The 26393-nt window shown below is 72.8% G+C and carries 12 protein-coding genes; 9 read left to right on the forward strand and 3 right to left on the reverse strand.

All coding sequences use genetic code 11. The features are described 5' to 3' along the window. Positions 1–190: 190 nt before the first annotated feature. Entirely contained in the window at positions 191–1219 is a 1029-nt protein-coding gene (locus ACQ452_RS12045; protein WP_433393169.1) for a LacI family DNA-binding transcriptional regulator, read from the forward strand. A 19-nt stretch (positions 1220–1238) separates the two neighbouring features. Here the strand turns inward: ACQ452_RS12045 and ACQ452_RS12050 are convergent, their stop codons facing one another. Both ACQ452_RS12050 and ACQ452_RS12055 read right to left on the reverse strand, forming a co-directional pair. Then, complete coding sequence (locus ACQ452_RS12050) at positions 1239–1745, reverse strand: STAS domain-containing protein (RefSeq protein WP_433393171.1); 507 nt, start codon at positions 1743–1745, stop codon at positions 1239–1241. Beyond that, the gene (locus ACQ452_RS12055; RefSeq protein ID WP_433393172.1) at positions 1742–2341 is read right to left on the reverse strand and encodes an STAS domain-containing protein; all 600 of its coding nucleotides are present in this window, start codon (positions 2339–2341) and stop codon (positions 1742–1744) included. The genes ACQ452_RS12050 and ACQ452_RS12055 overlap by 4 nt, the downstream gene beginning before the upstream one ends. Positions 2342–2826: 485 nt before the next feature. Here ACQ452_RS12055 and kdpF point away from each other — a divergent pair, with 485 nt between their 5' ends. The 6 genes from kdpF (at position 2827) to ACQ452_RS12085 (ending at position 10994) form a co-directional block, all read left to right on the forward strand. Continuing rightward, positions 2827–2916 carry a K(+)-transporting ATPase subunit F gene (gene kdpF / locus ACQ452_RS12060; protein WP_433393174.1) on the forward strand — a complete coding sequence of 30 codons (90 nt, stop codon included), beginning with the start codon at positions 2827–2829 and terminating at the stop codon, positions 2914–2916. Further along, the gene (kdpA, locus tag ACQ452_RS12065) at positions 2916–4571 is read left to right on the forward strand and encodes a potassium-transporting ATPase subunit KdpA (protein ID WP_433393176.1); all 1656 of its coding nucleotides are present in this window, start codon (positions 2916–2918) and stop codon (positions 4569–4571) included. The genes kdpF and kdpA overlap by 1 nt, the downstream gene beginning before the upstream one ends. A gap of 20 nt (positions 4572–4591) precedes the next feature. Next, complete coding sequence (gene kdpB, locus ACQ452_RS12070; RefSeq protein WP_433393178.1) at positions 4592–6796, forward strand: potassium-transporting ATPase subunit KdpB; 2205 nt, start codon at positions 4592–4594, stop codon at positions 6794–6796. 2 nt (positions 6797–6798) lie between these two features. Continuing rightward, positions 6799–7680: a potassium-transporting ATPase subunit C gene (locus ACQ452_RS12075; protein ID WP_433393180.1), complete on the forward strand. Its 882-nt coding sequence runs from the start codon at positions 6799–6801 to the stop codon at positions 7678–7680. Positions 7681–7764: 84 nt separating this feature from the next. Continuing rightward, the gene (locus ACQ452_RS12080; protein WP_433393182.1) at positions 7765–10308 is read left to right on the forward strand and encodes a DUF4118 domain-containing protein; all 2544 of its coding nucleotides are present in this window, start codon (positions 7765–7767) and stop codon (positions 10306–10308) included. Further along, on the forward strand, positions 10305–10994 hold the full coding sequence (locus ACQ452_RS12085; protein ID WP_433393184.1) for a response regulator: 690 nt from the start codon (positions 10305–10307) through the stop codon (positions 10992–10994). The genes ACQ452_RS12080 and ACQ452_RS12085 overlap by 4 nt, the downstream gene beginning before the upstream one ends. Before the next feature lie 84 nt (positions 10995–11078). On the opposite strand, the gene ACQ452_RS12090 is transcribed toward ACQ452_RS12085, so the two are convergent. Next, complete coding sequence (locus ACQ452_RS12090) at positions 11079–13688, reverse strand: proprotein convertase P-domain-containing protein (RefSeq protein WP_433393185.1); 2610 nt, start codon at positions 13686–13688, stop codon at positions 11079–11081. 458 nt (positions 13689–14146) lie between these two features. Between ACQ452_RS12090 and ACQ452_RS12095 the strand changes: the two genes are divergently transcribed. Then, entirely contained in the window at positions 14147–23806 is a 9660-nt protein-coding gene (locus ACQ452_RS12095) for a polymorphic toxin-type HINT domain-containing protein (protein ID WP_433393186.1), read from the forward strand. Positions 23807–23869: 63 nt separating this feature from the next. Next, positions 23870–26251 (forward strand): hypothetical protein, encoded by a 2382-nt coding sequence (locus ACQ452_RS12100; RefSeq protein ID WP_433393187.1) that lies wholly within the window; start codon positions 23870–23872, stop codon positions 26249–26251. Positions 26252–26393 lie beyond the last annotated feature (142 nt).

Below are 26393 nucleotides of genomic sequence, written 5' to 3' on the forward strand. Positions count from 1 at the left end.
GTTCTGCCCGTCGTTCTTCCTGGTGGGGACGGGCTCGCGCGACGGGCCGCCCGACCAGCAGCGCGCGCCCCGAGGAGTCACCGGATGAGCGTCAGCACGCGGGCGGCCACCCCGTACCCGTTCCGGGGGCTGCGGTGAGCGGGGCCGCACGCGCGCGGTGCGCCCGGGCGGACCGCGAGGGGGCCGGCACGTGGGTGTCAGCCTGAAGGACATCGCCGAGCGGGCCGGCGTCTCGCTCGCCACGGTGTCCAACGTGGTCAACGGCTACCGCCCGGTCGGGGAGCACACCCGGCGACGGGTGCAGCGGGCCATCGACGAACTCGGCTACACCCCCAACCTCAGCGCGCGGCACCTGCGTCGCGGGCGGACCGGCCTGATCGCCCTGGCGGTCCCGGAACTCACCAACCCCTACTTCGCCGAGCTGGCCGAAATCGCGATCCGCGAGGCGACCAGCCTCGGCTACACGCTGGTCATGGAGAACACCGCCGCCGACCGCGACGCCGAGTTGATGCTGCTCAACGGCGCGCAGCGGCACATCATCGACGGCCTCATCCTCAGCCCGGTGCGCGTCGGCCGCGACGAGGTGCTGGGCCGCGGCAGCGACACCCCCCTGGTGCTCATCGGGGAGGGCGTCCACGACGCGCCGCACGACCACATCGCCATCGACAACGTGGCCGCCAGCCACCTCGCGGTCCGACACCTGGTGGCGGCCGGCCGGCGCAGGATCTCCTTCATCGGCGCCCGGCTCGATGACGACCGGCAAGCCGCCCACCTGCGGGTACGTGGCTACCGGGAGGCGCTGGCCGAGGCCGGGCTGCCGTGGCGGGCGGAACTGGTCGCGGTGACCGCGCAGTTCGGCCGGTCGGACGGGGTACGCGCCATGCGGCACCTCCTCGCCCTCGACGAGCCGCCCGACGCGGTGCTCGGCTACAACGACCTGATCGCCATCGGCGCGCTGCGCGCCGCCGTGCGGGCCGGCCGTGACGTCCCGGGCGACGTCGCGGTGGTGGGCATCGACGACATCGAGGAGGGGCGCTACAGCAGCCCCACCCTGACCACCATCGCCCCGGCCAAGGAGGAGATCGCCGGCCTGGCCGTGCGCCGGCTCGTCGCCCGCATCGAGGGCAGGGCGGTGGCCGGCGCGTTGACGGTGCAGACCCCGTTCCGGCTCGTCGTGCGGGAGAGCACGACGGGGACCGCCCACCCGGCGCCCGGCTGACGACGAAGCGGTGCCGCGGTCAGTCGCACGTGAGCCGGGGCCCGCGCCATCGGCCACCCGCCCGCTGGTTGCGGCGAGGGGCGGCCGGACCCGCGGCGGAGTCGGCAGCGGACGCCGGGGCGGGCGGGCGCGGCGCGGGCGCCTCGCGCACGGCGAACCGGGTGTCGAGGCCGGTCACCGCGAGGACGAACCGGACGCCGGCGCTCATGCTGCGGATCGTGAGCCGGCCGCCGGTGCGGGTCACCATCCGGTCGGCCTTCTCGAGGGCGCGGGTGCCGTCGGCGCCGAAGAACGTGACCGCCGAGAGGTCCAGCACCACCTGGGTCGGCTGGTGCCCGATGGCCAGCGCCACGAACCCGACCAGGAGGTGCGCGTTGCTCATGTCGAGATCGCCGCCGACCGAGACGACTCTCGTCCGGACGCCACCGTCCGGGATGTTCTCCAGGGCCAGCGACAGGACCCGGGCCGGCGTCGGTACCGCCGCCAGCCGGGACCGGCGGTGGCGGAAGGGGAGGTTTTCGATCATGACACTTCCGTGTTCGAGGGGACGGGCTGCGGTACGTCGAGCGGCGTCGAGCGCCGGATGCGGTCGAGGACGCGCTGGTGGGGTGCCGCGTCCCGCGTCGTCGGTGCCCCGGCGTCCGCCGCCGACCCGACGCGTCGAAGCAGGAGCGGCGGATCCCCGTACGGCGCGGCCGGCAGCGCGTCCCGGTGGCCGTCGCGCCTGTCGTCGGCGCGGCGCAGGTCGGCTCCGTCGCCGGCCGCCGGCAGGTCGAACTCCCCGAGGGCGCCGGTCACCGCGAGGATGTACGCCACGCACGGGGCCGGCCTGACCAGGGCCAGGGGGACTCCCGCGTCGGCGGCCGCGCCCTGCGCCTGCAGCAGCGCGCTGATGCCGTGCGCGCCGAAGAAGGCGACCCCCGACAGGTCCAGCGCCAGGCGGGCCGGCCGCTGCCCGACGACGTGTTGGACGAGTTCGACGAGCAGGTGCGCGTTGCTCATGTCGATCTCGCCGCGGACGGTGATCCGCTTCGCGGACCCCTCGCTCGTGAGGGCCAGGGACATGATGGGGTCGTCCGGAGCCATTCGGGGCCACTCGGCGACGAGACGGGTGTGCGACATGACACCTCCGATGAGGATCGGCGGAGGTCCTTCCCGAGATCGGACGTGATCCGGGGGGGCCTGGAGGGCGCATGTCTTGACCCGTGTCGACCGTATCGCGCCACCGAACCGGACGCATCTGGATCATGAAGTCCGCGGCGGGAGTCGCGGCCGACCTCGTCGCGTCGCCCGCGAACGGGCGACGCGGACCGCCGTGCCCCCGCCCGCCGCGCGGGAGCCGCCCCGCGCGCCCGGGTGACGCGTTTCACCTGATCAGGGCCGCGCGTGAAAAGGGCGTCAAGAATCCGCCGGGGGCCGTCACGGATGCGTCAACGCCCCTGTCCGGCGGGCCCGGGAGGCGTTTCGATTGCCCGGCGCGACCGGATGGCGGTCGTGCCGAGTCACTTCCGGTAAGAGGAGTCAGCAGTGTCTGACGTGGTGTTCGTGGTGCTGACGGTGGCGCTGTTCGTGGCGCTCGCCCTGGTGGTGCGGGCGGTGGAGAAGCTGTGAACGCCGTCAACGCCGTGGGCCTGGTGCTCGCGATCGGCCTGGGGGCCTTCCTGGTGGCCGCCCTGCTGTTTCCGGAGCGATTCTGATGACCATGACAACGGCGGGCGTCGTCTTCGTCCTGTCCCTGGTGGTGGCCCTGGCGGCCGTCTACAAGCCGCTCGGCGACCACATGTTCCGGGCGGTCTCCGGCACCCGGCAGTCGCGGGTGGAGCGGGGGATCTACCGGCTGATCGGGGCGAACCCGGCGGCGGAGCAGTCCTGGGGGGTGTACGCCCGCAGTGTGCTGGCGTTCTCCGCGGTGTCGCTGCTGTTCCTGTACGCCTTCCAGCGGGTGCAGGACAGGCTGTGGTTGTCGCTGGGCCTCGACGCGGTCGTGCCGCACGGCGCGTGGAACACGGCTGTGTCGTTCGTGACCAACACGAACTGGCAGTCGTACTCGGGTGAGTCGACCATGGGTCACCTGGTGCAGATGGCCGGCCTGGCGGTGCAGAACTTCGTCTCCGCCGCCGTGGGCGTCGCCGTGGCGGTGGCGCTGGTGCGCGGCTTCGCGCGCAGTCGCACCGGGCAGGTGGGCAACTTCTGGGTGGACCTCACCCGCATCGTGCTGCGGATCCTGCTGCCGATAGCGGTGCTCGGCGCGCTCGCCCTGATGTTCGGCGGGGTGGTGCAGAACCTCTCCGGCGGCACCGAGGCGGCCACCCTGACCGGCGGCACGCAGACGATCACCGGGGGACCGGTCGCCAGCCAGGAGGTGATCAAGGAACTGGGTACGAACGGTGGCGGCTTCTACAACGCCAACAGCGCCCACCCGTACGAGAACCCGACGGCCTGGACGAACTGGTTGGAGATCTTCCTGATCCTGCTGATCCCGTTCAGCCTGCCCCGGGTCTTCGGCCGGATGGTCGGCCAGCACCGGCAGGGCTACGCGATCGTCGCGGTGATGGCGCTCCTCGCCCTGGCCAGCGTGACCCTGACCAACGTCTTCGAGCTGGCCGGCGGCGGCACGGTGCCGCAGGCCATCGGCGCGGCCCTCGAAGGCAAGGAGGCGCGCTTCGACGTGTCGAACTCGGCCACCTTCGCCGCCGCCACGACGCTCACCTCGACCGGCGCGGTGAACTCGTTCCACGACTCGTACACCGCGCTCGGCGGCATGGTGCCGATGGTCAACATGATGCTCGGGGAGGTCGCGCCCGGAGGCACCGGTTCCGGCCTGTACGGCATGCTCATCCTGGCCGTGATCACCGTCTTCGTGGCGGGTCTGATGGTCGGCCGTACCCCGGAGTACCTCGGCAAGAAGATCGGGGCGCGGGAGATCAAGTTCGCCTCCCTCTACTTCCTGGTCACCCCGGCGCTGGTGCTGACCGGCACCGCCGCCGCCTTCGCCACCGGCAACGACGCGACGGCGCTGAACGTCGGCCCGCACGGGCTCTCCGAGGTGCTCTACGCGTTCACCTCGGCGAGCAACAACAACGGCTCCGCGTTCGGCGGCATCACGGTCAACACCACCTGGTGGGACACCGCGTTGGGGCTGTGCATGCTGCTGGGCCGGTTCCTGCCGATCATCTTCGTGCTCGCCCTGGCCGGCTCGCTGGCCCGGCAGGCACCCACACCGGCCTCCGAGGGGACCCTGCCCACCCACCGACCGCTCTTCGTCGGGATGGTCGTCGGCGTAACGGTGATCCTCGTGGCGCTGACCTTCCTGCCCGCACTCGCTCTCGGCCCGCTGGCTGAGGGGCTGTGACCACCATGAGGAACGAGAAGATGCCCGTCCCGCCCGTGACCTCCGGCAGCGGCGGACAGCCGACCGCCGGCGCCCCCGCCACCCAGGGCAACCGGGCCGGCGGCGGCCTGCTCGACCCGAGGCAACTGCTGCGCTCCCTGCCCGACGCGCTGCGCAAGCTCGACCCGCGCACCCTGTGGCGCAACCCGGTGATGCTGATCGTCGAGATCGGCGCGGTCTTCACCACGGTCCTCGCGGTGGGCGAGCCCTCCGTCTTCGCGTGGGCCATCACGGTCTGGCTCTGGCTGACCGTGATCTTCGCCAACCTGGCGGAGGCGGTCGCCGAGGGCCGGGGCAAGGCGCAGGCCGCCACCCTGCGCCAGGCGAAGAAGGACACCATCGCGGTCCGGCTGAACGGCTGGGCGGCGGGCGCCGCCGCGAACACCTACCGGGACGAGGCCGTGCCCGCCGCGGAACTCCGCCAGGGCGACGTCGTGCTGGTCGAGGCCGGCGACGTCATCCCCGGTGACGGCGACGTGGTCGAGGGCATCGCCAGCGTGGACGAGTCGGCCATCACCGGCGAGTCCGCCCCGGTGATCCGGGAGTCCGGCGGTGACCGCAGCGCGGTCACCGGCGGCACGAAGGTGCTCTCCGACCGCATCGTCGTCAGGATCACCCAGAAGCCGGGGGAGAGCTTCATCGACCGGATGATCGCGCTGGTCGAGGGCGCGAACCGGCAGAAGACGCCCAACGAGATCGCCCTGAACATCCTGCTCGCCGCGCTGACCATCATCTTCCTGCTGTCCGTCGTGACGCTCCAGCCGTTGGCGATCTTCGCGAAGGGCTGGCAGGCGGCGGCACCGGACTCCGCCGCGATCACCGACGGCGGGGTGAGCGGGATCGTGCTGGCCTCGCTGCTGGTCTGCCTGATCCCCACCACCATCGGGGCGCTGCTGTCGGCGATCGGCATCGCCGGCATGGACCGCCTCGTGCAGCGCAACGTCCTCGCCATGAGCGGCCGGGCGGTGGAGGCGGCGGGCGACGTCAACACCCTGCTGCTGGACAAGACCGGCACGATCACCCTGGGCAACCGGCAGGCCGCGGAGTTCGTCCCGGTCGCCGGACGCAGCGCCGCCGAGGTCGCCGACGCGGCCCAGCTGTCCAGCCTCGCCGACGAGACCCCCGAGGGCCGCTCGGTGGTGGTGCTCGCCAAGAACGAGTTCGGGCTGCGCGAGCGCGAGCCGGGGCTCATCCCGCACGCCACCTTCGTGCCGTTCACCGCGCAGACCCGGATGAGCGGCGTCGACCTGACCCCCGACGCGAGCGTGGACGGCGGCGCGACCGGGCCGGGCCGGCGGGTCCGCAAGGGCGCCGCCGCCGCCGTCATGAAGTGGGTACGCGAGAACGGCGGCCACCCCACCGAGGAGGTCGGCCAGATCGTCGACGCGATCAGCGGCACCGGCGGCACCCCGCTCGTCGTCGCGGAGCACGTCGACGGCCAGGCGGCCCGCGCCGTCGGCGTGATCCACCTCAAGGACGTGGTGAAGTCCGGCATGCGGGAGCGCTTCGACGAGATGCGCCGGATGGGTATCCGGACCGTCATGATCACCGGCGACAACCCGCGCACCGCCAGGGCGATCGCCGAGGAGGCGGGGGTCGACGACTTCCTCGCCGAGGCGACCCCCGAGGACAAGCTCGCCCTGATCCGCAAGGAACAGGAGGGTGGCCGCCTCGTCGCGATGACCGGCGACGGCACCAACGACGCCCCCGCGCTGGCCCAGGCGGACGTCGGCGTCGCGATGAACACCGGCACGTCGGCCGCGAAGGAGGCCGGCAACATGGTCGACCTCGACTCCGACCCGACGAAGCTCATCGAGATCGTGGAGATCGGCAAGCAACTGCTGATCACCCGGGGCGCGCTGACGACGTTCTCCATCGCCAACGACATCGCGAAGTACTTCGCGATCATCCCGGCCATGTTCGCCGGCATCTACCCGAGCCTGGACACCCTGAACGTCATGCGGTTGTCCAGCCCCGAATCGGCGATCCTCTCGGCGGTCATCTTCAACGCGATCGTCATCGTCGCGCTGATCCCCCTCGCCCTGCGGGGTGTGCGGTACCGCCCGGCCAGCGCCTCGAAGCTGCTCAGCCGCAACCTGCTGCGGTACGGCCTCGGCGGCCTCGTCGTGCCGTTCGTCGGCATCAAGCTCATCGACCTGCTCATCCAGCTCATTCCGGGGATCTGACCATGCGCCTGCCCAACTGGCTCTCCCAGCACCTCGCCGCACTGCGTACGCTGCTGGTCCTCACCGTGCTGCTCGGCCTGGCCTACCCGCTCGCCCTGGTGGGCGCCGGCACCCTGCCCGGCCTCTCCGGCAGGGCCGGCGGTTCACTGCTCACCGCGAACGGCACCACTGTCGGCAGCGCGCTGCTCGGCCAGTCCTTCACCGACGCCGACGGCAACCCCGTCCCGCGCTACTTCCAGTCCCGCCCCTCGGCCGCCGGCGACGGCTACGACCCCACGGCCAGCGCCGCCAGCAACCTCGGCCCGGAGAGCGTGGTCGACACCATCGCCGTCGACCCGCGGGAGTCCACCCCGAGCCTGCTCACCCAGGTCTGCGCCCGCAGCAAGGCCGTGGGCGAGCTGAACGGCGTCGACGGGCGACGCCCCTACTGCACCGCCGACGGGGTCGGCGCGGTGCTGGCCGTGTTCCGCGCCGGCGGGCTGACCGGCCCGGTGACCCGGGTGGTCAGCGTCAACCAGGTGGCCCCGGCCACACCGTTCGTCACCACGTACGAGGGGAAGGCGGTGAGCCTGGCGCGGCCCGGCGTGGACTACCTGGCCGCCGGGGGCCTTGCCACCCCGGTGCGCGGCGACGCCCCGGCCGAGCCCGCCGTGCCGCCGGACGCGGTCGCCGCCAGCGGCAGCGGCCTCGACCCGCACATCAGCCCGGCGTACGCGCAGCTCCAGGTGGCCCGCGTCGCGCGCGAGCGGGGCACCGACCCGGGGCGGGTACGCGACCTCGTCGCCGCGCACACCACCGGCCGGGCGCTCGGCTTCATGGGCGAGCCCGTGGTCAACGTGCTCGAACTCAACCTCGCCCTCGACCGGGGGCACCCCGCCGGCTGAGCGGTGAACCGGGGGCCGGGCCGGAACCGGCCCGGCCCCCTGACAGGCTGACCAGCGACATCCGCAGCAGGGAGGATGGTGTCCGTGCCACGAGGAGAGCTGCGCATCTACCTGGGGGCCGCCCCCGGCGTCGGCAAGACGTACGCGATGCTGGAGGAGGCCCACCGGCGGGCCGAACGCGGCACCGACGTGGTGATCGGGTTCGTCGAGACCCACGGCCGGCCGCACACCGCCGCGATGATCGGCGAGCTGGAGCAGATGCCCCGGCGCACCGTCCACTACCGGGGCGCGGAGTTCGCCGAGATGGACCTGGACGCCGTGCTGGCCCGGCGCCCCGAGGTCGCCGTCGTCGACGAGCTGGCGCACACCAACGTCCCCGGCTCCCGCCACGAGAAGCGCTGGCAGGACATCCGGGAACTCCTCGACGCCGGCGTCACCGTGCTCTCCACGGTCAACGTGCAGCACCTCGAGTCGGTCAACGACGTGGTCGCCCAGATCACCGGCACCACCCAGCGCGAGACGGTGCCCGACGAGGTGGTCCGCGCCGCCGGGCAGGTCGAGCTGGTCGACATGACCCCGGAGGCGCTGCGCCGGCGGATGGCGCACGGCAACATCTACCGGCCCGACAAGATCGACGCCGCGCTGGGCAACTACTTCCGGGTCGGCAACCTCACCGCCCTGCGCGAGCTGGCCCTGCTCTGGCTGGCAGACAAGGTCGACGACCAGCTCGACGCGTACCGCGCCCAGCAGGGCATCTCCGACACCTGGGAGGCCCGCGAGCGGGTGGTGGTGGCGCTCACCGGCGGGCCGGAGGGCGCGACGCTCATCCGCCGCGCCGCCCGCATCGCCGACCGCAGCAAGGGCGCCGACCTGCTCGCCGTGCACGTCGCCCGCAGCGACGGCCTCGCCGGCGCCGACCCGGCGCAGCTCGCCCGCCAACACGTCCTGGTGGAGAGCCTCGGCGGGTCGTACCACCACGTCCTGGGCACCGACATCCCGGCGGCGCTGCTCGACTTCGCCCGGGGCGTCAACGCCACCCAACTGGTGCTCGGCGCGAGCCGGCGCGGCCGGTTCGCGCAACTGTTCTCCCGGGGCGTCGGCGTCACCACCGCCGCGCTCTCCGGGCCGATCGACGTGCACCTGGTGACGCATCCGGAGGCCGGCCGGGGCCGGCTGGCGACCGGGATGCCGGCGGCGCTGTCGCGGCGCCGGCGGCTGTTCGGCTTCGCGCTGGCCGGCCTGGGCATGCCGCTGCTGACCCTGCTGCTGCGGGTGCTGCCGGACCTGAGCCTCACCAACGACATCCTGCTCTTCCTCGCCGGGGTGGTCGGTGTCGCGCTGGTCGGCGGGCTGTGGCCGGCGCTGGTCGCGGCGCTCGGCGGTTCCCTGCTGCTGAACTGGTTCTTCACCCCCCCGTTCCGCACGCTCACCATCGCCCAGGGCGACAACCTGCTCGCCCTCGGCGTCTTCGTGGGCGTCGCCCTCGCGGTGAGCTGGGTCGTCGACGTGGCCGCCCGGCGGACCCGGGAGGCCGCCCGGGCGTCCGCCGACGCGCAGACCCTCGCCACCGTGGCCGGCGGCGTGCTGCGCGGCGAACGGCCGCTGCCGGCGCTGCTGGACCGGCTGCGGGAGACCTTCGGGCTGCGCGCGGTCAGCGTCCTCGAACTGTCCGAGGAGGCCGAGGGGCGGCCCGACCGGGCCCGCGACGAGGGCGCCTGGCGGGTGGTGGCCAGCGTCGGCGACCGGCCGGCGGGCAGCCCGAGCGCGGGGGAGACCGCCGTGCCGGTGGACGAACGGCTCACCGTCGTGCTCAGCGGCCGACGGCTGGAGGCCGCCGACCGGCGCATCGTCGAGGCGTTCGCCGCCCAGGCCGCGGTCGCGCTGCGGCAGGAACGCCTGGCCGAGGAGGCCGCCACCGCCCGGCCGCTCGCCGAGGCCGACCGGATGCGCACCGCGTTGCTCGCGGCGGTCAGCCACGACCTGCGTACGCCACTCGCCTCCGCCAAGGCCGCCGTGAGCAGCCTGCGCAGCCCCGACGTCGAGTTCGACGCCGACGACCGCACCGAGCTGCTCGCCACGGCGGAGGAGTCGCTGGACCGGCTCGCCCGCCTGGTGGCCAACCTGCTCGACATGAGCCGCCTGCAGGCTGGCGTGCTGGGCGTCACCACGACCGCGATCGGCCTCGAGGACGCCGTGCCCCGGGCCCTCGACGACCTCGGCGCGCCGGCCGCCGACGTCGCCACCGACCTGCCCGCCGACCTGCCCGCCGCGCGGGCCGATCCCGGACTGCTGGAGCGCGTCCTGGTCAACATCGTGGCCAACGCGCTGCGGCAGAGCCCGCCCGGCCAGCCACCCATGATCACCGCCAGCGCGCACGGCGGCCAGGTCGAGCTGCGGGTCATCGACACCGGCCCCGGCATCCCGGCCGACCAGTGGGAGCACGTCTTCCTGCCGTTCCAGCGCCTGGGCGACCGCGACAACACCACGGGCGTCGGGCTCGGGCTCGCGCTGTCCCGCGGCCTCGCCGAGGCGATGGGCGGCACCATCACCCCGGAGACCACCCCGGGCGGGGGCCTGACGATGGTGTTGCGGCTGCCCGCCGCGTCGCCCGGCGGGGCGCGGGAATGACCCGCATCCTGGTCGTCGACGACGAGCCGCAGATCCTGCGGGCCCTGCGGATCAACCTGCGCGCCCGCGGCTACGACGTGGACCTCGCCGCCACCGGCGCCGCCGCGCTGAGGGCCGCCGCAGGTCATTCGCCCGACCTGGTCGTGCTCGACCTCGGCCTGCCCGACCTCGACGGCATCGACGTGATCCGGGGGCTGCGCGGTTGGAGCGCCGTCCCGATCATCGTGCTCTCCGGCCGGGCCGGCAGCGAGGACAAGGTCGCCGCCCTCGACGCCGGCGCCGACGACTACGTCACCAAGCCGTTCGGCGTCGACGAGCTGCTCGCCCGCATCCGGGCCGTCACGCGGCGTCTCGCCGCCGCGTCGACCGACGCCGGGTCGGTCGCCGTGGTGCGGGTGGGCCGGCACGCCGTCGACCTCGCCGACCGCACCGTGACCCGGGACGACGGGACCGAGGTCAGGCTCACCCCCACCGAGTGGGGGATGCTCGACCAGTTGCTGCGCCATCCCGGCAAGCTCGTCAGCCAGCGGCAGCTCCTGCACGAGGTGTGGGGCCCGGAGTACCAGCACGAGACCAACTACCTGCGCCAGTACATGGCCCAGCTCCGCCGCAAGCTGGAGGACGATCCCGCCCGTCCCCGCCACCTCATCACCGAACCCGGCATGGGCTACCGGTTCCGTCCCTGACCGCCGCCGTGCGGCCCGCGCCGGACACGACGAACGGGCCGGGGCCTCCGTCGGGAGGTCCCGGCCCGCCGCCTGCCCTGCCGGCTAGAGGGTCAGGGTCCAGTTGTCGACGTACCCGGTGTCGCCGCTGGCGGCGTCCTGCACGCGCAGGGTCCAGGTGCCGTTGCGGACCTCGCTGGAGAGGTTGACGTTGTAGGTCTGGTTGATGTTGTCGGTCGTGCCGCCGGTCCGGTTGTGCAGCACGTAGGTGCTGCCGTCGGGGGCGACCAGGGTGACCACCAGGTCACCGATGTAGGTGTGCACGATCTGCACCGCCACCGTGCTGGTGGACGAGGCGTTGCCGGTGCAGCCGCTGACCGGCACGGTGCTGGTCACCGTCGCGTTGTCGGTGATCGTCACGTTCGTGGCGTTGCTGCCGCCGCAGGCCGGGGGAGCGGAGCCGGTGAGGTTCAGCGTCCAGGTGTTCAGGTACCCGGTGTCGCCGCTGGCCGCGTCCTGCACGCGCAGCTTCCAGGTGCCGTTGGCGACCTCCCCGGCCAGGTTGACGTTGTAGGTCTGGTTGATGTTGTCGGTGCCGCCGCCGGTCCGGTTGTGCAGCACGTAGGTGCTGCCGTCGGGGGCGACCAGGGTGACCACCAGGTCACCGATGTAGGTGTGCACGATGCCCACCGCGACGGTGCTGGCCGAACCGGCGTTGCCGGTGCAGCCGGAGATGGTGATCGGGCTCTCCACCGTGGCGCTGTCGGCGATGGTCACGTCGGTGCCGTTGGTCTGCGAGCAACCGGGCGGCCCGTTCACGGTCAGGTTGTAGGTGGCGGAACGGGTCACCGCCGCCCCGGCCCCGTTGACTGTCACCGAGTAGATGCCCGCCGGGGTGCTGGCCGAGGTGCTGATCGTCAGGGTCGACGAACCGCCGGTGGTCACCGAGGCGGGGCTGAACGACGCGGTGGCGCCGGTCGGCAGGCCGGTGGCGGAGAACGTCACGGTCTGCGCGCTGCCGTTGGTGACGGCGGTGGCGACCGTCGCGGTGACCGAGCCGCCCGGGTTCACCGCGCCGGAGGTCGGCGAGAGCGAGACCGAGAAGTCGTTGCCGACCGGGCAGGCCGTGTCGTTGCCGGCCACGTTCACCGCGGTCCAGGCCGCCTGGACGGCCTTGTACTGGGTGGAGCAGGTGCCGTGCAGGTCGGTGGCGGCCTGCAGGCTGTACGCCCGCGCGGTGTTGGCCGGGTTGGCGGTGTTGACGTACGCCGTGTTGGAGGTGAAGTAGACGTCCAGCGCCCGGAACCAGATCTTCTCCGCCGTGGCGCGGCCGATGCCGGTCACGGCCGGGGCGGAGCCGCAGATCGGCGAGGTGCCGTACGGGGTGGCGCCGGTGCCCTCGGCGAGGTTGAAGAAGAAGTGGTTGGCCACCCCGGACGAGTAGTGCACGTCCTTGTTCTTCGTGCTGGTGGACCAGCAGCTGTCGCTCGAGCCGTCGAGCGACGGGTTGTACATGTAGCGCAGCGGGGTGCCGTCGCCGTTGATGTCGATCTTCTCGCCGACCTGGTAGTCGCCGGGGTCGGCGGTGGTGTTGGCGTAGAACTCGACCATGTTGCCGAAGATGTCGCTGGTGGCCTCGTTGAGGCCGCCGGACTCGCCGGAGTAGGTGAGGCCGCCGGGGACGACGTTCTCGGTGACGCCGTGGCTCATCTCGTGGGCCGCCACGTCGATGGAGACCAGGGGGTTGGCGTTGCCCGAGCCGTCACCGTAGGTCATCCGGGAGCCGTCCCAGAAGGCGTTGACGTAGTTGTTGCCGTAGTGCACCCGGCTGGGCACGCCCTGGCCGTTGCCGAAGATGCCGTTGCGGCCGTGCACGTTCTTGAAGTAGTCGAAGGTCTTGGCGGCGCCGAAGTGCGCGTCCACGGCGGCGGACTGCCGGTTGGTGGCGGCGCCGGTGCCCCAGGTGTTGTCGGCGTCGGTGACCGTGGTGCACGTCGACGTGCCGTTGTTCATGTCGCACGTCGAGCCGTTGCCGCGGGTGGGGTCGACCATCGAGTAGGTGCTGCCCGACAGCGTGGTGTCGACCGTGACCGTGCCCGAGTAGACGCTGTTGCCCGTGCCGGCGACGGCCTCGATCTCGTCGTACGAGCCGATGGTGCCGCCGGTGGTGGCGTCGGTGATGACGTGGAACTTCGACGGGGTCTGCCCGTCCGGCTGCCAGCCGGTGACGACGGTCTCCCAGGCCAGCCGGCCCTTGCCGGAGCTGGCGTCGACGAAGAGTTCCGGCGCGCCCACGGCGGTCAGGGTGCCCTCGAACGCCGCCTTCGCCCCGGCCGCCGCCTTCCCCGCGCTGACCCGCGGGGTGGCGCCGACCGTGAGGGGGGTGATCAGACCGACCGAGGTGCCGGCGAAACTGCCGTCCGGGGCGGTGTGCACCACGAAGTCGCCGCCGTAGACCCGCAGCCCCTGGTAGGCGCGGGTGTAGCGGGTGTGTGCCGCCCCGTTCGGGTCGACCTTGGTGCTGTGGACGGCGTACGTTTCGCCCGCTGCGGCGCGTACGGCCGCGCTGTTCGCGCGTAGTGCCGACTCGGCGCGGGCGACGGCGCTCGGTTCCGGCGCGGGAGCGCCCGGTGCCGCGTACGCCGTGGTGGCGACGCCGGTCAGCAGTCCGCTGGTGAGTAGCGCGACGCTGACGGCGGCGAGGGATCTCTTCACTGGCCCTCCTGGGGGATCACGTGACAGTAGTCACGCATGTAGATATAGCGATCTACTTACGCCAGGAGAAGACGCCGTTCAACCGATGCAACTCGTCCGGCGTACGTGCTTTGGTGATCTGTTCGGCCCGCGGTGTCGGCCTGCGCGACCGGCAGCCGTCCCGTCGGCGCCACCCCGACCTGGCGCCGGTCCGTCACGGGTGGTCCGCTGGATCCACCGCCGTTCAGCCGACCACCGGCAGCGGTTGAACGTCCATCGTGGATAACGGTTGGGTATCGACGCCGAATCGCGGTGGTACGCCGCGATATCCATCTCACGGCAACGCGAGCCGCGTCGCCGTCAGATCGATCGGTGTGCCACGGAGGTCGGCCATGCACGACGGCAACAGGAGCGCGGCAGAGGACCGACCCGGGAAGCCCCTCCCCGACCTGTGGCGTGCACGGCCACCCCTGAGCCGGATGCTGGCCACCGCGCTGGCCGCGGCGATGGCCCTCGTCATCGCCGTGACCGGCGTGGGCGAGCTGCCGACACCGATCGAGCGTCCCCTGGCGGGTTCGGACGTAGCCGACGCCGCCCGGGGCAAGGACGGCGCAGCCCCCGCACCACGGCAGCGCTGGGACGGCGCCCCCGACCCCGACGAGGTCTCGCGCCGGCAGGCGAACCGGAAGATCCCCGCCTCCCAGCGGTCGCGCCACCCGCAGCACGCGCTGCCCCAGCAGCCGACCGTCCCGCCCAACAGGGCCTCCGTGCAGCAGCCACCGGCGAAGCCGGCGCGTGGCTACCAGCCGGGCAGCAGCCGGGAGCTGGCGCAGGAGCGCGACGCCCGGCGGCAGGTCTACGCCAACACCGACGGCACCCAGACCACCGTGTTCTCCACCGCCCCGGTCAACTACCCGACCGCCGGCGGCGGCTGGGCACCGATCGACCCGAAGCTGACCGCCGACGCCACAGCGGGCTGGCGCAACACGGCGGACGCGGTGCGGCTCCACCTCGCCGCGCGGGCCGACGCCCCGGCCGTGGCCCGCTTCGCCCTCGCCGACGGCAAGTCCGTGTCCTACCGGCTGGCCGGCGCCGCGCCGGTGCCGGGCCGGGTCGACGGTGCGCTGGTCACCTACCCCGGCGTGCTGCCCGGCGTGGACCTGGAGCTGGAGTCGCGCCCCGGGGCCCTGAAGGAGACGCTGGTGTTGCGCTCGGCGGCCGCCCCGCGGGTCTACGACTTCCCGCTGCGCCTCGAAGGGCTCACCGCCGCGGTACGCGACGGCGCGGTGCGGTTGTCCGACGCCGCCGGGACGGTGCGGGCCGTCTTCCCGCCCGGCTACGTCGTCGACTCCGCGCCCGTTCCGGTCACCTCGACGGCCGTCACCTACCAGCTGCTCACCGTCGGCGGTACGCAGACCCTGCGGGTCACCGCCGACGACCGCTGGCTGCGCGACCCGGCCCGGGTCTACCCGGTGCGCCTGGACCCGACCGTCGAGCTGCCGGTCGCCGAGGGCGCCGCCGACTCGGCGATGTACGTGCACGGCAACGGCTCCGCCTCGGGCGGCAGCGAGCTGCGGGTCGGCACGGTGGACGGTGCCAACGCGGCGTCGTACGTCAGGTTCGGCGCCCTGGTGGACCGGCTGCGGTACCACACCATCTACGGCGCGCAGCTACAGGTGGTCAACTACGACGCCGACTCCTGCCGCGCCCGCGAGGTGACCGTGCACCCCGTGACGGCCGACTGGTCGGCCGGCCCGGGCCACGCGTACCCCGGGCCGGCGGTCGGTGCGGCGCTCGCCAGCAGGTCGTTCGCGCACGGGTACGTCGCGTTCGGCGACGACGCGTCGGCCTGCCCCCTCGCCGCCGAGGCGTTCGACCTGGGCGGCGCCGGCGGTGCCCTGGTGCAGCGGTGGGTCAACGGGGAGCAGCCGAACCACGGGCTGTCGCTGCGCGCCTCGACCGACCCGCTCAGCGGCAAGCGGTTCACCGGGCCCGCGACGGCCAACCCGCCGAGGTTGTACGTGACGCACAGCCCGTACAACGCCTCCTACGAGATCCCGAAGCCGGTGCCGAACCCGCCGGTGTTGCAGAACCAGGACGGCCGGGTCGCCGTGACGGTGACCAACCGCAGCGCCGAGGCATGGGCGGTGGGCGCCTACTACCTGGCCTACCGCGCGTACGACGCGCAGACCGGCGCGGCGGTCACCCAGCAGCGTGCGGCCAACCTGGCCGCCCCGGTGGCCCGCGGGGCCAAGGTCACCCTCGACGCGACCATCAAGGCACTGCCGCCGGGACGGTACTTCCTCGATTTCACCATGGTGCGCACCGGCGGCACGGTCTTCACCGACCATCAGGTGCCGCCCGCCCGGATGGTGCTCGAGGTCACCGACATCCCGCCGGTCGTGCAGGAGCTCTACCCGCCGAACGGCTACGCCGCACCCACGCTCACCCCGCAGCTCTGGGCGCGGGCGGTGGACATCGACGCGCCCGCGGGACTGACGCTCACCTACAAGTTCGAGGTCTGCGAGCAGAACGCGTCCGGCGGCACCACCGGCTGCTTCGACTCCGGCTTCCAGGCCGGTACCGCCTGGGCCGTGCCGGCCGGCCGGCTGCACTGGAGCAGGACCTACCAGTGGCGGGTGATCGTCAAGGACGCCGGCAACGAGGTCCCGTCACCGAGTTCGGTGCTGCTCACCGCCGTCCCGCAGCCGGAGATCACCTCGCGGATCGCGGGGGCGACGACGGCGGCGGGCGAGCGCGAGTTCGACGCCCAGACCGGCAACGTGTCCACCACCGCGGTGGACGCCACGGTCACCACCGTCGGTCCCGAGCTGCACCTGGTGCGCACCTACAACAGCCTCGACCCGCGGCGCGACGGCGCGTTCGGCGCCGGCTGGTCGACCCGCTACGACATGCGCGTCGTCGCCGACGCGGACGGCTCCGGCAACATGCTGGTCACCTACCCGGACGGGCAGCAGGTGCGCTTCGGGCGCAACCCCGACGGCACCTTCGCCGCCCCGTCCGGCCGCACCGCCGCGCTGACCTGGAACGGCACCGCCTGGACGCTCGTCGACAAGTCGAGGATGACGTACCAGTTCTCCGCCGCCGGCCGGCTCACGAAGATCACCGACGCGGCCCTGCGCTCGATCGTGCTCACCTACAACGCCACCGACGGGAAGCTGGCCCGGGCGCGCGTCGCCAACAGCCAGACCAACACGGCCGGCCGGTCGCTGACCTTCACCTGGTCCGGCGCGCACGTGAGCGGCGTCGCCGCGGACGCGGTCAACGGTGTCGCGCCCACGTGGACCTACACCTACAACGGTGACCTGCTCACCTCGGTCTGCGCCCCCGGCAACGCCTGCACCCGGTACGGCTACGCGGCCGGCTCGAACTACCGCACCGGGGTGCTCGACGCCAAGCCGGAGTCGTACTGGCGTCTGGGCGAGCCGAAGGGCACGGCGGCCGGCAGCGAGGTCGCCGTCAACCTGGGCAAGGACGCCGGCACCCACACGGGCGTGGCCCTCGGCGCGCCGAGCGCGCTGACCGGCACCACCAACACCGCAGCCGGCTTCAACGGCACCTCCTCCATGGTCGACCTGCCCAAGGGGGCGGTGAAGAAGGCCCGCGACGGCGCGGTCGAGCTGTGGTTCAAGGCCAGCACCACGGGCAGCGGCGGCCCGCTGCTCGGCTACCAGGACAAGGCGCTCAGCGCCACCTCCACCACCGGGGTGCCGGCGTTGTACGTGGGCACCGACGGCCGGCTGCGCGGGCAGTTCGGCGGCCCCACGATCGCGCCGTTGACCTCGACCACCACCGTCAACGACGGGCGCTGGCACCACGTGGTGCTGTCGGCGATGGGCGGCGTGCAGACGCTCTACCTCGACGGCGCGAAGGTGGCCGAGCGCACCGGCACGACGGTCGAGCACTCGCTGCTGACCTTCAACCAGCTCGGCGCGGCGTACGCCACGACGCCGGCGTCCTGGCCGGCCTGGGGCACGGCGCAGCGCCGGTACTTCGCCGGTGCGATCGACGAGGTGGCCGTCTACTCCCACCCGCTGGGCCAGGCGGCGGTCACCGCGCACCACAGGTACGCCACCGGCACCAACCAGTTGACCTCGGTGACCCTGCCGAGCGGCAAGACCGCCGCGCAGTTCACCTACGACACGGCGGCCGACCGGGTCACCAGGCACACCGACCGGCACGGCGGCGCGTGGAACATCGGCGCGCCCCTGGTGTACGGCGGCGACACCGACCTGCGCCGCAGCGTGCAGGTGCTGGACCCGGGCAACCGGCCGCACCTGTACGAGTACGACGCGCTCAGCGGCCAGTTGCTGCGTTCGGGCACCCCGCTCGGCCTGGAGACGCGCGAGGAGGACCGGCCCGGCTCGCCCACCCCGGCACCGCCACCGCCGCCGACCGAGGTCTGCTCCACCCCCGACCCGGGCGACCCGGCGTTCTGCACCGTCATCCCGGGTGACGCGGGCGGGCCGGTGTTCGTGCGGCACCCGCTGGACGGGATGGCGATCCGCACGTTCGAGTACGACGACCGGGGCAACCAGACGGTGGTCACGAACGAGAACGGCGACGCCGTGCGGATGACGCACGACGAGCGCGGCAACGTCGTCTCCACGCGGACGTGCCGCACCGCCGGCGTCTGCCACACCGCCTACACCACCTATCCGGCGACGGTGACCGACAGGTTCGACCCGCGCAACGACCTGCCGGTCGAGTCGCGCGACGGGCGCTCGGCGAGTGCCACCGACACCACCTACCGGACCAGCTACACCCACACGTCGTTCGGGGAGCTGGCGACGCAGGTCAACCCGGACGGCAGCACCGTCAGGCACACCTACACCACCGGTGGCGAGGCCGCGTACGGCGGTGGCACCGTGCCGGCCGGGCTGCTGCTGACCAGCACCGACGCGCGGGGCAAGATCACCCGGTACGCCTACTACCAGAACGGCGACCTCTACCGGGTCACGAAGCCGTCCGGGCTGGTCACCACCCACACCTACGACGCGCTCGGCCGGATGCTCACCGCCACGGAGACCTCCGACGCCTACCCGGCGGGCGTGGTCACCAGCCACAGCTACGACGCGCTGTCGCGGTTGGTCGCCACCACCGGGCCGGCCACCACCGACGCCGTCACCGGCCAGGCACACCAGAAGCGCTCCACGACCACCTACGACGTGGACGGCAACGTGTCCCGGGTCGAGGTCGACGACGTGCGCGGTGACGATCCGACCCGCGCCAGCACGTGGGAGTACGACCAGTCCAACCGCCCGATCAAGATCATGGACGCGGAGGGCAACGAGACGGTCAAGAACTACGACCGGTTCGGCAACGAGACCACTGTGGTGGACGCGAACGGCAACCGGTACGACTACGCCTACACCGCGCGCAACGCCCTGGCCGAGGTCCGGCTGCGGGCGTACGCCGGCGACGAGGGCCCCACGACCGGCGACTACCTGGTGCTGCACACCTACGCGTACGACCACGCCGGCCGGATGGTCAGCGACACCGACGCCATGGGCCGGCGCCTGGAATACCAGCACTACGCCGACGACCAGTTGCACCGCATCGTGCTGAGGAACTTCCGCAAGCCCGACGGCGGCACCCGTGACTACGTGGTGGAGGAGAACACCTACGACGGTGCCGGCAACCGCACCCGGCAGGCCGCGGCCAACGGCACCTCGGTCACCCAGCAGACGTACACCAGGACCGGGGCCATCGCCAGCATCGTGGTCAACCCCGGCGGCGCCGCGCTGACCACCTCGTACACGTACGACGCGATGGGCAACGTCACCCGGGTGACGCGCGCCGGCCGGGGATCCAACGTGCCGTGGACCCTCTCCACCACCCCGGAGCAGGTCGACTACGCCTACGACGACAGCGGCAACCCGATCCGCCAGACGGCCTTCGCCGGCACCGCCAACCGGGTCACCACCAGCACCTACGACCAGCGTGGGATGCTGACCGCCGCCACCGACCCGCTCGGGCGCACGATCCGCTACGCCCACGACGAACTGGGCCGCCAGATCCGGGTGACCTCCCCGCCGGTCGCCGCCGAGGAGAACGGCGGCGCGCCGAGCACCGTCACGCCGAGCACCGTCACCGGCTACAACACCTTCGACGAGACCGCGCACACGGCCGACGCCCGGGGCAACATCACCAGCTTCGCCTACAACCGGCTGGGCCGCCCGGTCGGCAGGACCGCCCCGACGTACTCGCCGCCCGCCGGGGTGAGTCCGTTGCGGCCCACCACCACGGCCCGCTACGACGCCGCCGGCAACGTGGTCGAGACCGTCGACGCCCGGGGCAGCGCCACCCGCTACCAGTACGACCAGTTGGGACGGCTGGTCAGCCGGGACGAGCCGAGCGGAGCCACGGACCGGGCGGTGACCCGCTACAGCTACACCCGTACCGGGCAACTGCTGTCGACGACCGGTCCCACCGGCAACCGGAAGGAGGCCACCTACGACGACCTCGACCGGCAGGTGACCGCGACGGTGCTGGAGCGGTATCCGACCGCCCGCGCGCTCACCACGAACTACCGCTACGACGACGGTGGAAACGTCACGTCGATCGTGTCGCCCGGCGGCGCCACCACCTCCAACGTGTACGACGCGCTCGGGCAGCTCACCCGGGTGGTCGACCCGGCGGGGGTGGCCACCAGCTACGGCTACGACCACGCCGGCCGGCAGGTGCGCGTCAGCGACGGGCTGGGCCGTACCGAGCGGATCGACTACGACCAGTTCGGGTCGATCACCGCCGAGTCGGACGTGGCACCGGACGGCTCGCTCCTGCGCACCCAGACCTACGGCTACGACGCCGCCGGCAACCTGACCTCGGCCGCCAGCCCCGGCGGGGTGACCACCACCTACGAGTACGACGCGCTCGGCCGCCTGTCCCGGCAGGTGGAGCCGGCCACCGCCAGCACCTCGATCAGCACCAGCTTCGGCTACGACGTGGCGGGCAACCCCACCCGTTACACCGACGGGCGGGGCAACCGCACCATCTCCACGTACAACACGTGGGGGCTGCTGGAGTCGCAGGTCGAGCCGGCCACCACCGCCCACCCCAACGCGGCCGACCGCACCTGGACTGTGGCGTACAACATCGCCGGGCAGCCGACCCGGCTCACCTCGCCCGGCGCGGTGACCCGGATCCGCAGCTACGACCTGGCGGGCCGGCTGACCGGCGAGACCGGCAGCGGGGCCGGCACCCCGGAGCGCGCCCTCGGCTACGACCTGGCCGGTCGGCTCGTCCGGGCCACCGCACCGGTCGGCACCGACACCTACAGCTGGGACGACCGGGGCAACCTGCTCGGCTCCACCGGCCGGGCCGGCACCGCCAGCTTCAGCTACGACGCCGACAGCCAGCTCGCCAGCCGCACCGACGGGTCCGGGACCACCTCCTACACCTACACCAGGACGCGGCTGAGCGCGGTCCGCGACGGCGTCACCGGCGTCACCCAGCGCTACACCTACGACGCCGCCGGTCAGCCGACCAGCATTGACTACGGCTCCGGCCGCACCCGCGCGTTCACCTACGACAACCTGGCGCGGGTCAGCACCGACGTCACCCGCAACCAGGCCGGGCAGTCGGTCAGCTCGGTCAGCTACGCCTACGACGTCGACGACAAGCTGGTCGGCAAGACCACGACCGGAACGGCCGGGGCGGGCAGGAACACCTACGCCTACGACCTGGCCGGGCGGCTGACCTCGTGGACCGGCCCGCAGGGCACCGTCGCGTACGCCTGGGACGCCTCCGGCAACCGGATCCGGGCCGGCACGAAGACGGCCAGCTACGACGAGCGCAACCGCCTGTTGTCCGATTCGGACTACACCTACACCTACACCGCGCGCGGCACGCTCGCCTCGCGGACCAGCTCCGGGCTGACCGAGAAGTACGCCTTCGACGCGTTCGACCGGCTCACCACCGCCGGCAGCGTGACGTACGCCTACGACGCGCTCAACCGGGTGGCGACCCGTGGCGGGTCCTCCTTCGGCTACGCGGGCATGACCGACGACGTCGTCACCGACGGCGCCGGCCGCTACTCGCGGGGACCGACGGGTGAGGTCCTCGGCGTCGGCCAGGGCAACGAGCAGCTACTGGCCCTCACCGACGGGCACGGCGACGTGGTGGCCGGCATCGACCCCGCCGACACCACGCTGACCAAGCTCGCCGACTCGAAGGCCTACGACCCCTTCGGCAAGGTCGTCGCGACCGAGGGCGACCCGGGTGACCTGGGCTACCAGGGTGACTGGACCGACCCGACGACCGGTCAGGTCGACATGGGCGCGCGCTGGTACGAGCCCGGCACGGGCGCGTTCGTCTCCCGCGACACGGCCAACTACAGCACCGGCGACGCGATCCTGGCCAACCGGTACACCTACGCCGCGGGCGATCCGCTGGCCCACGTCGACCCGGACGGGTACTGGCCCTCCTGCGGCTGGTGCAAGTCCGTGGTCAACAAGGTCAAGAAGACGGCCTCCAGAGTGGTGTCCGCGGTGCGCAGTGTCGCCTCCAGGGTCTGGTCCGGGGTGAAGACGGCGGCCAGCGCCGTCTGGGCCGGCGTGAAGTCCGTGGCCAGCCGGATCGGCTCGGCGATCAAGGCGGCGGCCACCGCGATCTCCAACGGCGCGAAGTGGCTCTACAACAAGGCCCGGTCGGCCGTGAACTGGGTCAGCCAGAAGGTCAGATCCGCGACGGCGTGGGTGGCCGGCAAGGTGTCGCGCGCGATCAAGACGGTGCGTAGCACCGTCTCGGCGGGGAGGGCCTGGGCGAAGGCGAAGGCGGCGCAGGCGATCCGGGCGGTCCACGAGATGAAGACGCGGATCACCCAGACCGCCCGTACCGCCATCGAGTACGTGGCGCGGCACAACCCGATTCCGGCCATTGCCGCCGTGCTGAAGCCGGTCGTGTCGACGATCAAGGCGGTGGTGTCGGTCGCCGCACACATCCCGGCCGCGGTGGTCGCCACCGTGCGCGACGTGGTGGCCGACACGGTCCAGGCGGCCAAGGTCATCTATCAGGCGGCCGTCGAGGCGGCCGGCGTGGTCGTTGAGGCGGTCTCCAGGGCGACCGAGGCGGTGGTGGACTTCGCCCAGGCGGCGGCGCCGTACGTGAAGGACGCGCTGCGTGTCGCCGCCGCGGCCGTCGGGGTCACCGACCTGGTCGACTGCGTGACCAAGGGCGACCTCGAGGCGTGCGCCTGGACCGCGGCGACCATCGCCGGCTACGCCCTCGGCGGCGTCGGCGGCGGCGCGGTGCGCGCGGCACGGGGAGCGAGCCTGGCCGTCAAGTACGGCGACGACATCGCCGACGTCGTCCGTGGCGGATCGAAGCTGCCCGCCACCAGGCGCGCGGACGACGCCGCCGACCTCGCCTCCTGTGCCACCGGCAACAGCTTCACGGGCGACACGCTGGTGCGCATGGCCGACGGCTCGACGAGACCGATCAGCAAGGTCCGGGTGGGCGAGAAGGTGCTCTCCGCCGACCCCACCACCGGCCGCACCGGCGCCTTCGCGGTCACCGCCGTCATCGTCGGCGAGGGGCGCAAGGAACTGGTCGACGTCGAGGTGGACACCGACGGTGGGGCTGGTTCGGCCACCGCCACGATCACCGCCACCGACGGCCACCCGTTCTGGTCCACCGAGCAGGGCACCTGGGTCGAGGCCGGCGACCTGGCCGCCGGCGCGGAACTGGGCACCTCCGGCGGGGGGACCACGACCGTGCTGGCCACCCGGGAACGCACCGAGCGGGAGCGGGTCTACAACCTCACCGTCGACACGACGCACACGTTCTACGTGCTCGCCGGCGCGCTGGACCTGCTGGTGCACAACACCGACGCGGGCTGCCCCGTCCACGGTCCCTCCGTCCTGCCCGAGTCGACGACCGGCACCCGGCCGCCGGGCAGATGCAGCTGCGGCGACTGGAAGCTGGACAACAACATTCCCGAGGTGGGCAAGGGGCCCAACGGCGCCGGCCACCAACCCGGCGACGACCGCATGGGGGACCTGCAGAAGACGTTCGAGGAGCGGGGGCGGCGGGCGGAGCTACCCAACAGCATCCTCGGCGAGGCGGAGAACCTGCTGGAGACCGCCGCCGACCTGTGGCTCCCGCCCGGGTTCTGACGCCGTCGGCGCCCCGGCACCAACCACCGACCATCTACCAACCACAACGAAGAGGGAAGTGACGTGTTGACCGAAGGCACGTACCGAACGCGGCCGGTCCGGCTGCTGACCGTGCTGATGCTGCTCGTGGCGGCACTGGGCGTGGCCGTGTCGCGCCCGGCGCCGGTCTCGGCGGACGCGGCCGGGCTGGGCGGCGACTACGTGCCGCTGCCCAGCGGCGCCGCGCTGCTCGACACCCGTACCGGCGTCGGCGGGCGCACCGGCGTGATCGGGGCCGGCGGCGTGGTGACGTTCCCGGTCCTGGGCGTCGGCGGCATCCCCTCCGCCGGGGTCGCCGGGGTCCTGCTCCGGCTGGTGACCACGGACGGCACCGGTTACAGCTTCCTGCGGGCCTACCCCGACGGCACCAGTCCGAACGGGGTCTCGATGGTCAACAACTTCCACGGCGAGCAGGTCTCCAACACCACGGTCGTCAAGCCGGGCACCAACGGCCGGATCGCCGTGGCGAACTTCACCGGCGACACCCACGTCATCGCCACCGCGCAGGGCTACTTCCGCTCCACCGTCGGCGGCGGCGGGGGCTTCGTTCCCGTCTCGCAGAACAAGCTTGTCGACACCCAGCTCGGCCTGGGGACGACCAAGGCGAAGATTCCCGCGATGGGCACCCGCACGGTGACGCTGGCCGGTGGCGTGATCCCGACCACCGCGACGGCCGTGCTGGCCAACGTGGTCACCGTCGACGTCACCGCGCAGGGTTGGCTCGGTGTGACGCCGGCCGGCGCCGCCGCCGCGGCGCACTCGGCGCTGAACTTCGAGGAGAGCGGGCACCACTCGCACACGGTGTCGCTGCCGCTCTCCTCGGCCGGTCAGGTCACGTTCACCAACCGCAGCGGCGCCGCCATCGACCTGATCGTCGCCCCCTACGGCTACATCACCGGCAGCGCCAGCCAGGGCGCGGGCTTCCGTCCCCTTGCGGCGACCCGGCTCTACGACGGCGTGAGCGCGATCGCCCACGGTGGCGCGGTCGACGTGCAGGTGGCCGGCAGGCTCGGACTGCCGACCCGGGGCGTCGCGGGCGTGGTCCTCAACGTGACCGTCGCCGACCCGAGCGCCACCGGTGGCTTCAGGGTGTGGCCGACCGGTGGGACCGAACCCGACGTCAGCCAGGTGCACGCGCGCAGGCCGTACAACGCGGCTGGCCTGGTGATCGTCAAACCCGGCACCAACGGCCACGTCCGGCTGAAGAACGTGTCGGGCGGCTCCGCCCGCCTCATCGTGGACATCCAGGGGTTCTTCACCGACCCGATTCCGGCCGCGCCGGTGCAGCCGTTCGCGGCGTCGGTGGGGGTGCAGGCCGGCCCGGCGGCGGGTGCGGCGCTGGGGATGCTGGAGTACGCGTACACGGACAACATCGGCCGGGTGCTTGTCGGTCACCAGCCCGATGTGGACAACTTCGGCACGGTGCAGTGGAGCGTGGTGTCGGGTAACGAGGCGTTCTCGGGTCGACCGTCGCTCGGCGTGTCGGGCGACGGCCGGGTGCAGGTCGCGGCCCACTACTCGGATTCGGACGTGTGGGCGCGTACGCAGACCGCGGTGGGTTCGGCGACGTGGGCACCCTGGTCGGACTTCGGCGGATCGATGGCCGCCGCACCGGCGGTGGTGCTGCTGCCCTCCGGGACCATGGCGGTGTTCGCCGTGGACGTCGACGGCAAGCTGTGGGTCTACCAGCAGACCGGCACCGTTCCGGCCTGGCGGGCCCTGGTCGACCGGGAGTTCGTCGGCACCCCGGTCGTCGCGCAGACCCGCACGGGGGTGCGGTTGTTCCTGCGTACCGCCACCGGCACCGTGGAGACGGCCGAGTACGTCGAGGGCACCCTGTCCGCGTGGACGAGCCTAGGTGGCACCGGCGCCGGCGCGCCGGCGGTGGTGGTGTCCCCGGGGTACCGGATGCGGGTGTTCGTGCGGTCCCTGAACGGGACCATCGCGACCAAGTACCAGGACGTGGCGGGGACGTTCCCGGCGGCCTGGACGTCGCTGGGGTCGTACGTGTCGGCGGGTGCGCCGGCGGCGGTCCTGGATCCGGTGCTGGGCCGCACGGCGGTGGTCACCCGCAGCCCGTCGGGCGAGGTGATGCTGTCGTGGGAGACGGCGCAGGGTTCCGGAGCGTTCGGCGGATGGTCGGCGGCGATCCCGGATCTGTTCGAGTCGGCGGCGACGGACCCGACGATCGTGCCCGTGACCAACAGTGCGGGGCAGACGTGGTTGATCCTGTTCCGCAACGCGAACAACGCGAGCCGGATCTACGAGCGCCAGCCGGTGGCGGGCCTCGCGGCCGCGGCCAGCGGTGGCTCGACCGTAACGCCGCGACGGGTCGGGGACACCGCTCCCGCCTCGGCGGCGCGCGGCACCTTCGCCGCGCACACCCTGCCCGCCCCACCGGCCTGACCCCACGGGTGGGCGCGGGCCCGGCCCGCGCCCACCCGGTACCGGCACGCCAGTGGTTCCACCGCTCAACATTGATCAACTGACCGTCGATCCGGCCGTCGCTCCCTCGGGGAACCGGCGGTGCCCGCGACGTCAGCCTGAT

The sequence above is a fragment of the Micromonospora sp. KLBMP9576 genome (assembly GCF_050941805.1).
Lineage (GTDB): Bacteria > Actinomycetota > Actinomycetes > Mycobacteriales > Micromonosporaceae > Micromonospora.